The following is a 9748-nucleotide window of genomic DNA, read 5'->3' on the forward strand; positions in this document are numbered from 1 at the left end:
CTCCTTTGGTTTGATTGAATTTTATTTTAATTCGTTATTGAAAATAGGGCATTCATAGTGTTTGACTCTAATTTTTTTAGCCATACCTCTACCAATAGCAATTTTTGTTCCGTCAAATTCCACTTCGACAGGACCAAAAAATCCTTTATTAAGGATTTGTCCCATTTTATTTTTGTTTGCTCCAAGACTAATTAGTCTTTTTTGCATATCATCACAAACATCTTGAAAATCTATGATTTTAAAGACATCATTTTTAGATAAATCACTTAGTTTCATTAGATGGTAATTTTATCCTTATGTTTAGTTCTTTGAGTTGTTCTTTTTCTACTTTGCTTGGTGCATTTGTCAAAGGACAAGCTGCTTTTTGAGTTTTAGGGAATGCAATTACATCTCTAATGTTTGAAGTATTTGTGAGAATCATTAAAACTCTATCAAGTCCAAGTGCAAATCCACCATGTGCAGGTGCTCCAAATTTAAGTGCATCAAGTAAGAATCCGAATTTTTCATTTGCTTCTTCTTGTGTCATTTTTAACATTTTGAAGATTTTTTCTTGAATCTCTTCTTTATGAATTCTGATACTTCCACCACCAATTTCATAACCATTTAATACTAAATCATATGCAATTGATTGAATACTTTCGAAATCTTCTTCATCCCAAGTATCCATATTTGGCATAGTAAATGGGTGATGAAGTGGAGTAGGGTTACCATTCTCATCAGCTTCAAACATAGGGAAATCAACTACCCATACAAATTTATATTCATCTTTTATCAAATTCATATCTTCTGCAATTTTAATTCTTAATCTTCCCATATAATCTAAAACTACTTTTTTATCTCCTGCACCAAAGAAGATAATATCTCCAACTTCTGGATTAGTTAATTCTAAAAGTTTTTCTAAGCTTTTTTCACTCATAAATTTAGCAAGTGGACCTTTTAGTCCATCTTCTTTTACTTGAATATAAGCAAGCCCTGCCGCACCAAATTTTCTAACGAAATTTTCAAGTTCTTTAAGTTGTTTTCTTGAATAGTGATTGTCTGCACCTGTTACTTTTAAAGCTTTAAATCTATTTTTTTTATTATCTTTTGCAATGTTTGAGAATATTTCATTATTGCTATCTTCAAAAAGTTTAATTACATCTACCATTGGCAGGTCAAATCTTAAATCTGGTTTATCACTTCCATAAGTTTCCATAGCATAAGCGTATGTAATTCTCTCAATTGGAGTTTTGATTTTAACATCTGCTGCTTCAAATCCAGCTGACACCATTCCTTCAACTTGTGCGATTACATCATCTTGTTCTACAAAACTCATTTCTAAATCGACTTGTGTAAATTCTGGTTGTCTATCCGCTCTCAAATCTTCATCTCTGAAACATTTAGCAATTTGGAAATATCTATCAAAACCACTTACCATTAAAATTTGTTTAAATAATTGAGGAGATTGTGGAAGTGCATAAAATTCTCCACCATGAACTCTACTTGGAACTAAATAATCTCTTGCACCTTCTGGAGTTGATTTAGTTAATATTGGAGTTTCTACATCTAAAAAATCATTTTTATTTAAGTAGTTTCTAATTGCCATAGAAACTTTACTTCTAAGCTGGAATGTTTGGAACATTTTAGGATCTCTTAAATCTAAATATCTATATTTTAATCTAAGTTCTTCATTTACAGCTCTATCACCGATGGCAAAAGGAAGTGCTTCACTTTTGTTTTCAATTGTTATTTTTTCTATAACAACTTCAATCTTACCAGTTTTTAGTTTTGGATTATGAAGAGCTTCGCCTCTATTTCTAATAAGTCCTTCTATTTGAATAACATATTCATCTCTTACTTGGTCGGCAATTTTGTGTGATTCACTTGATTCTGCTGGATCAGCTACAAGTTGAATAACTCCAGTTTTATCTCTTAAATCTATAAAAATAACTCCACCATGGTCTCTGTATGAGTTTACCCATCCTGTTAATTTTACTTTTTCACCTATATTATTTTCGTTTAATTTGGCGCAATAGTGTGTTCTCACTAAAAATCCTTTTTTTGACGAAATTATAACATATTATTGTATAATTTTAGAATAAGTTTATATAAAGGTTTAATTTATGAAAATAGGAATTGTTTTAAGACCATCTTCTCCGGATATAAAAGATTTATTTTTAAAAGTAAAAGATGAATTTGAAAAATATGAAGCAACTGTCTATTTAGCTGCAAATTCAGCAAAAATGATAGGACTTATTGGTATTGAATTTGAGAGAATGTGTGATATGTGTGATATCTTAGTTTCTATTGGTGGAGATGGAACTTTAATTTCACTTGCTAGAAGAAGTTATAAATATAATAAACCAATTATGGGTATAAATGCCGGAAAACTTGGGTTTTTAACAGATGTTAGGGTTGATGAAATAGAAAGTATTATAGAAAAATTTTTTAATAATGAATATAGAATTGATAAAAGAATGATGCTTAGAATTGAAGTAAATAAAGAAAAATATTATGCATTTAATGATATAGTTTTTTCAAGAGAAACAATCTCTAGTATAGTTGATTTAAAGGTAGAGGCTGAATCTTTACATGATAAATCAAAGGAAAAATATTGGCTTAATACATATTATGGAGATGGACTTATAATTTCTACTCCAACAGGAAGTACAGCTTATAATTTAAGTGCAGGTGGTCCTGTTGTTTTTCCACTTACTAAAAGTTTACTTTTAACTCCACTTTGTCCTCATTCACTTACCCAAAGACCATTAATATTGCCAAGTGATTTTAGATTATTAATTGAGAGTGGTTCAAAAGTAGAAATAATTATAGATGGTCAAGAAATTGTGCATTTATATAATGGGAAAGCAAAAATAAAAATAGCTTCAAAATCTGCAAAACTTATCCATAGGGTTGAGAGAAATTATTTTGATGTATTAAGAGAAAAGCTTAATTGGGGTGGAAAATGATTGAGAGAGTTTATCTGAAAAATCATTTAAGTTTTGATGAAGTTGAACTAAATTTTTCTGAAGTAGAGCTTAATCTATCAAAAGGACTTATGATTTTCACAGGTCCTTCAGGGGCAGGGAAGTCGGTATTACTTCAAGGAATATTGGCTATTTTCGCCTATTTTGATGCAAATGCCGAACTTAGTGAAGCTATTATTGATGATAAAATTGATTTAAGTGATTTTGGAATAGAAGTGGATGAAGAAATAATTTTTAAAGAAATTAAAAAAGAGAAGATAAGATATTTTATAAATAATCAAGCAGTTAGCAAAAAAGTAGCCAAAAAAATAGCTGATGAATTTATTGATTATTTGAGTTTAAGAAATGCAGATGAATTCAAAAATGAAAATATACTTCAAGTTGTAGATAAATTTGCAAATAATGATATTTTTAGCTATCAAAAATTATTTTTTGAATATAAATCTATTGATAAAAAATTACAAGATATTATTCAAAAAGAGAAAAAAGCTGAAGATTTAAAAGAATTTTTGAATTTTGAAATAAATAAAATAGAATCTATAGCTCCTAAAACAGATGAATTTGATGAACTTATGGATATTAAAAAAAATCTTTCAAAAATAGAAAAATTAAAATCACTTAAAAGTAATGTAGAAAATATTTTTGAATTTGAAAGAGTTGTAAATGAATTTCTAACTTTTCAAGAAATTGATACTTCTTTTTTTGATGAAGCTATGAATGAGCTTAGAAATTATATGGATTTGGCTGATGAAAAAGCTGAATTCTTAGAAACGCTAAATATCGAAGAAGTTTTAAATAGGCTTGAAGAACTTCAAAGTTTGATCAAAAGATTTGGAAGTATTGAAGAGAGTTTAAAATATTTGGATGAAAAAAGAGGTGAATTTAAAAAACTTAAAAATATAAGTTTTGAGAAGGATGAATTAATTCATCAACAAAAAGTAATTTTAGAGAGATTAAAAGAAAAAGCAGATAAAATCACTAAAAAAAGAAAAGTTGGCTTAAATAAATTTGAAAAAAATATTAATGAATTCCTAAAAAAACTTTATATGCCTAATGCTAAATTAATTTTAAAAGAGGTAGAACTAAATCAATATGGAAAAGATGAAATAGTTTTAGAAATAAATGATACTAAATTAAATGAGCTTTCAACTGGGGAATTTAATAGATTACGACTTGCTTTTTTAGCAGCTAAAATTGATTATGAAAATAGAGAAAAATCTCTATTTTTAGATGAAATTGATGCAAATTTAAGTGGGGAAGAGTCTATGAGTGTGGCTGAAGTTTTGAAATTTTTATCTAAAAAATATCAAATTTTTGCAATTTCTCATCAACCACAACTTACAAGTAAAGCGGATAAACACTTTTTTGTAGGAAAAGATAAAAATAAATCATTTGTTAAAGAATTAAGTTATGATGAAAGAGTAAATGAAATAGCAAGAATTATAAGTGGAAAAGAGCTTAAAAAAGAGGCTATTGAGTATGCTAAAAAATTATTGAGTGAGGGGCTCAAATAAATATAAAATTATATTAAAGTTTCACATCTCTTTCATATAAAAAGTCGTGAGTGATTGTTCGTGGCTTTAGTTTTGCAATTAATGGCATTTTTCTTTTGAATTGATTTTGATAAACTCTTTTTAAAAGCATTTCTACTAAATTGTGATCATAATTTTCTAATAGCTCTTTTTTAGTCCATCTTTCATCTACAAATTTACCCAAGACTTCATCAATCTGTGCATAACTATATCCTAAATCATCTTCATCACTTTGACCTTCCCATAAATCAGCACTTGGGGGTTTGGAGATAATTTCTTCATTTACTCCTAAAAATTTAGCAAATTCAAAAATTTCACTTTTATATAAATCTCCGATTGGATTAAATGCACTTGCTAAATCTCCAAAAATAGTTCCGTATCCAAGTAAAAGTTCACTTTTATTACTTGTACCTATTACCATTCCATTACCTTCACTTGCTTTATCATAAAGAATAGACATTCTCATTCTTGCAGAAAAGTTACCTTTTCTAAGATTAGAATCAATTGGGTAAGCATCAAGAAGTGGGGCTATTGAAATAGTTTCATTTTGTATATTAAATTTTTTGCATAAATTTAGTGCGTCTGTTATAGAATCTTCAGAAGAGTGCTTACTTGGAAGTAAAATGGCTTTGAAATTATCTCCTAAAGCTTCTTTTGCTAACACAGCAACTACAGCACTATCTATTCCACCACTCAGTCCACATACAGCATTTTTAATAGATGTTTTGTATAACTCTTCTTGAATAAATTTAATTAAATATTTTTTGATAAGTTTCATTAAATTCCCATATAATTTTTAAGAAGTTTACCAATATTTGGATGTCTTAGCTTTTTGATAGCACTACTTTCAATTTGTCTCACTCTTTCTCTTGTTACATTTAGTTCATGTCCAATCTCTTCAAGTGTTCTTTCACTTTTATCAGGCATCAAACCAAATCTCATTTTGATAACTTCTCTTTCTCTATCATTTAGATTTTCTAAAACTTCATCAATTTGTTTTCTAAAATCTTCAAGCATAATATTTTCCATTGGATTTTTGAGTTTTGTATCAGCTACATAATCTCCAAATTTAGTATCATCATCTTCTCCTGCTGGAGTTTCTAAACTAATTGGCTCTTTTGCAATTTTTAGAATATTTTTAACTTTATCAAGACTTAGTTTCATTTCTTTTGCTAATTCATTTATATCAGGTTCTCTTCCTGTCTCTTGAAGATATTTTCTATTTATTTTATTAATTGTATTGATTGATTCAATCATATGAATTGGAATTCTAACTGTTCTTGCTTGGTCTGCTATTGCTCTTGAAATAGCTTGACGAATCCACCAAGTTGCATAAGTTGAAAATTTAAATCCTTTTGAATGTTCAAATTTATCAATAGCTTTCATAAGTCCGATGTTTCCTTCTTGGATTAAATCCAAAAATGGAAGACCTCTATTTGTATATTTTTTAGCAATACTTACAACAAGTCTTAGATTTGCTCTTGCCATTTTTCCTTTTGCCGCGTCAGTAATTTTTTTACCTCTTTTAATTTGTTCTAATATTATTTTTAATTTCTCTTTTGGAATATTAAATGTGTTTTTACTGGCTTCTTTTGTTTCGATTAATTTTTTAATATCCATATAACTATTTATCATAGTAGCTTCTGGAACCATTTCAGCAATATCTTCTTTTGTTAGTTCTGTGATTTGTGACAGTATTTTTTTATGATTTTCTCTTAATTGATCATTAAAAAGTGGTAATTTATACTCTTTTTTTCTAAGTTCTTTTTTGAATTCAGTATCACCTTTTAGAGCATTTTGAATAGTTTTTACTATTTCATTAATTAATTTACTTGTTGGTCCTAAATCAAGCAGTTTATCTTTTACAATTTTTTTCTTATAAGTCAAAGCTAAAATTTTATGAGTTCTTTCAATTTCATCCATATCTTTATTTGCAATAATTCCATCATATTCTTCAATTACTTTTTCCCAATCTTTTTTTGCTTTTTCTAATTTTTTAAATAGTTCATTGATTTTTTTCTCACGAATAGAGATTTTTTTTAGTTTTTTAGTTTCTTTGCTTATATCATCATTTTCATCATTTTCTTCATTTGCAAATGATTTAAAAAGTTCTTTTACTCTTCTTTCTCTATTTAAAAGAGCTGCTTTATAATCTAAAATCAGTTGGATTAAATATGGAACAGAGCATACAGCATCAAGTATAATAGCCTCACCAAGTTCAATTCTTTCTGAAAGTTCTACTTCTTCTTCTTTGGTTAATAGTTGGATATCACCCATTTCTCTAAGATACATCCTCACAGGAGAATCACTTCTACTCCATTCAAGTAATTCTTTATCTTTCAATAATTCTTCTGCATTTAGTTGTTCTTTTTTTCTTTTTTCTTGTTCTCGTTTACTAAGTAGTAAATCTTGAATATTTTTTTCTTTTGCAACTTCTGCTGCTGTTTTGAATTTTATTTTACTTTCTTTTGCTAACTTAACAACATCTTTTGATTGTGTCTTTGTAGGAGTTTTTGGAAAATAATCTACCAATTTTTCATATGTTACAGTAAGACCTTTATTTTGTTTTAAAAATTCTTTATAATTTTTTGCTTCTGACACTTAATTCTCCTTCTATAAAATAGCTTGTGATTATACCAAAAATTTTTGGAATCAAATTTGCTTAAACCTTATAAAAAGGCTCTAAATTATGCAAACTGGATATTATGTTGCAACGGGTGGGCTTGTTACTCAATTTAATAGATTAAATGTAATAAGTAATAATTTAGCAAATGTTAATACTAATGGATATAAATCTTATGATGTTATTATCGGAAATTTTGAAAAAATGTTTAAAGAAAGTAGGGATAATCTACCATTAGATAATAATACAAAAGAAGCATCAAAATTTATTAATAGAGATTTAAATAAAGTTCCAAGAATTGTAAAAGAATATACAAATTTTAATATAGGAGATATTAAAGAAACTGGAAATGATTTGGATTTTGCACTTAAGAAAAAAGATGCCTTTTTTTTAGTTAAAACTCCAAGTGGTATAAAAGCCACAAGAGATGGAAGTTTAAGTATAAATGAAGATGGGCATTTAGTTACAAAAGAGGGATATGAAGTATTGCCAAAAACATATTTTAAAGATGGAAAATTATTTGAAGTTCAAGAAAATTTAGATATAAAATCTGATAAAGATGGGAATTTATATCAAAATGGGAATCAAACAAATTCATTATATGTTGCTTCTTTTGATGACTTAAAAAAACTTAAAAAAGTTGGAAATAATTTATATGATTTTGGAAAAGAAAAACCTATAGAAAATAGTAAAAATGCGGTAGTTCAAGGATTTGTAGAAAAAAGTAATATAAATCCAGTAATTGAAATGACAAATTTAATAGAAACAAACAGACTTGCTGATATGTATCAAAAGGTTATGGATACGCAGATGAATGAATTAAATAGAGATGCTATTGAAAAATTAGGAAATGTTAGAGCTTAAATAATTTATCGGTTATTGTAATGGAATAAAATTTGCTTTAATACAGATATAATGATTATTAAAAGGAATTAATATGCTTAGAAGTTTATACACAGCAGCTACAGGGATGATAGCACAACAAACTGGAATTGATGTAACAACAAATAATATAGCGAATGTAAATACAGTAGGATATAAAAAACAAAGAGCGGAATTTGCTGATCTTTTTTATCAAACAATGGAGTATGCAGGGACTTCGACTTCTAGCGATACTGCTTCTCCTACTGGAATAAATATAGGTTTAGGAGTTAGACCAACAGCGGTTACTAAACTGTTTTCTCAAGGAAATTTCAAAGAAACTGGAAATAATTTAGATTTAGCAATTACTGGAAATGGATTTTTTCAAGTTCAACTTCCTGATGGAAGTACTGGTTATACAAGAAATGGTAGTTTTAAAGTAGATACAGATGGAGATATGGTTACAAGTGATGGGTATAAATTAATTCCAAATATTGTAATTCCACCAGATGCTACTCAAATTAGTATAGGAACAGATGGGACGGTTAGTGTGCTTCAAGCAGGTCAAACAAATGCAACTCAAATAGGACAAATTACACTAACTAACTTTATAAATCCAGCAGGTTTGCATGCATTAGGAGATAATAATTATATAAATACAAGTGCAAGTGGTGATCCTATTGAAGGTATTCCAGGGAAAGATGGACTTGGACAAACTAGACAAGGTTTTGTAGAGATGAGTAATGTGCAACTTGTAGAAGAAATGACAGATTTAATTACAGGACAAAGAGCTTATGATGCAAACTCAAAGGCTATTACAACAAGTGATGAAATGTTAAAAACTGTTAATCAACTAAAAAGATAATGAATAAGTTTATAGAAAGTTATCTTTTTTATCCTAAAAATATTTTTCAAAGACTTTTCTCTTTTTTACTTCTTCCTTTTACTTTAATTTATTGCATAATAATTTATTTTAAATTTCCTAAAAAATATAAAGATATGCAAATTCCAATTATTTCAATAGGAAATATTATAGTTGGTGGAAGTGGCAAAACTCCTTTTACAATTGCTTTAGCAAAAAAGATAGAAAATGTAGCAGTAGTTTTGAGAGGATATGGTCGTAAAAGCAAAGGTTGCAAGGTTGTTAGTAAAAATGGGGAAATTTTAGAAAGTGTTGAGGTTAGTGGGGATGAAGCACAAGAGATAGCAACTCTAACAAAGGCTACTGTAATTGTGGCTGAAAATAGAGAAGAAGGAATAAATAAAGCAAAAGAGTTAGGAGTAAAAGTAGTTATTTTAGATGATGGATTTGATAAACCTTTTAAAAAACTAAATATTGTTATTGATGTGAAAATAAATAATCCATTTTGCTTGCCAAGTGGAGGGTATAGATATCCACGAGAATTTTTGAAATATGCAGATATTATTTTAGAAGAAAATAGAAATTTTAAAAGAGTTGTAAAGATTCCAAAATGTGATAATTGTATATTAATTAGTGCTATTTCAAAACCAGAGAGGCTTTTTGAATTTGTAAATATAGATAAATATCATTTTTTTATGGACCATTATGAATATAAAAAAGATGAAATTGAAGAAATTTTGAAAAAAAATAGAGTAGATACAATCTTAACAACCAAAAAAGATTATGTAAAACTAAAAAATTTTGGATTTAATATCAAAGTAATTGAACTTGAATTTGAAATTTCTAAAGAAGTAATGTCACAAATCAAAGAATATTTGGTAAAATACGAATAAAAAAGGTATTT

9 protein-coding genes are annotated in these 9748 nt (G+C 27.7%); 5 read left to right on the plus strand and 4 right to left on the minus strand.

Annotation, left to right across the window (positions count from 1 at the left end; genetic code table 11):
• Positions 1-21: 21 nt before the first annotated feature.
• Both ACZ5OA_RS03780 and aspS read right to left on the minus strand, forming a co-directional pair.
• The gene (locus ACZ5OA_RS03780) at positions 22-276 is read right to left on the minus strand and encodes a ferrous iron transport protein A (RefSeq protein ID WP_464908197.1); all 255 of its coding nucleotides are present in this window, start codon (positions 274-276) and stop codon (positions 22-24) included.
• On the minus strand, positions 263-2026 hold the full coding sequence (gene aspS / locus ACZ5OA_RS03785; RefSeq protein ID WP_464908198.1) for an aspartate--tRNA ligase: 1764 nt from the start codon (positions 2024-2026) through the stop codon (positions 263-265). Before aspS ends, ACZ5OA_RS03780 begins: the two co-directional genes overlap by 14 nt.
• A gap of 76 nt (positions 2027-2102) precedes the next feature.
• Between aspS and ACZ5OA_RS03790 the strand changes: the two genes are divergently transcribed.
• The gene (locus ACZ5OA_RS03790; protein WP_464908199.1) at positions 2103-2948 is read left to right on the plus strand and encodes an NAD(+)/NADH kinase; all 846 of its coding nucleotides are present in this window, start codon (positions 2103-2105) and stop codon (positions 2946-2948) included.
• Complete coding sequence (locus tag ACZ5OA_RS03795; protein WP_464908200.1) at positions 2945-4480, plus strand: DNA repair protein RecN; 1536 nt, start codon at positions 2945-2947, stop codon at positions 4478-4480. The genes ACZ5OA_RS03790 and ACZ5OA_RS03795 overlap by 4 nt, the downstream gene beginning before the upstream one ends.
• Before the next feature lie 13 nt (positions 4481-4493).
• On the opposite strand, the gene ACZ5OA_RS03800 is transcribed toward ACZ5OA_RS03795, so the two are convergent.
• Together ACZ5OA_RS03800 and rpoD are read right to left on the minus strand one after the other, a co-directional pair.
• On the minus strand, positions 4494-5276 hold the full coding sequence (locus ACZ5OA_RS03800; protein WP_464908201.1) for an NAD+ synthase: 783 nt from the start codon (positions 5274-5276) through the stop codon (positions 4494-4496).
• Positions 5276-7099 (minus strand): RNA polymerase sigma factor RpoD, encoded by a 1824-nt coding sequence (gene rpoD / locus ACZ5OA_RS03805; protein ID WP_464908202.1) that lies wholly within the window; start codon positions 7097-7099, stop codon positions 5276-5278. The genes ACZ5OA_RS03800 and rpoD overlap by 1 nt, the downstream gene beginning before the upstream one ends.
• Before the next feature lie 88 nt (positions 7100-7187).
• On the opposite strand from rpoD, the gene ACZ5OA_RS03810 reads away from it, so the two are divergent.
• From ACZ5OA_RS03810 to ACZ5OA_RS03820, 3 genes are all read left to right on the plus strand, one after another.
• Entirely contained in the window at positions 7188-7985 is a 798-nt protein-coding gene (locus ACZ5OA_RS03810) for a flagellar hook-basal body protein (protein WP_464908203.1), read from the plus strand.
• A gap of 73 nt (positions 7986-8058) precedes the next feature.
• Positions 8059-8847, plus strand: coding sequence for a flagellar basal-body rod protein FlgG (flgG, locus tag ACZ5OA_RS03815; RefSeq protein ID WP_464908204.1), 789 nt, complete (start codon positions 8059-8061; stop codon positions 8845-8847).
• Complete coding sequence (locus ACZ5OA_RS03820) at positions 8847-9737, plus strand: tetraacyldisaccharide 4'-kinase (RefSeq protein ID WP_464908205.1); 891 nt, start codon at positions 8847-8849, stop codon at positions 9735-9737. Before flgG ends, ACZ5OA_RS03820 begins: the two co-directional genes overlap by 1 nt.
• The last annotated feature ends 11 nt before the right edge of the window (positions 9738-9748 follow it).

Source organism: Thioreductor micantisoli, assembly GCF_055392745.1.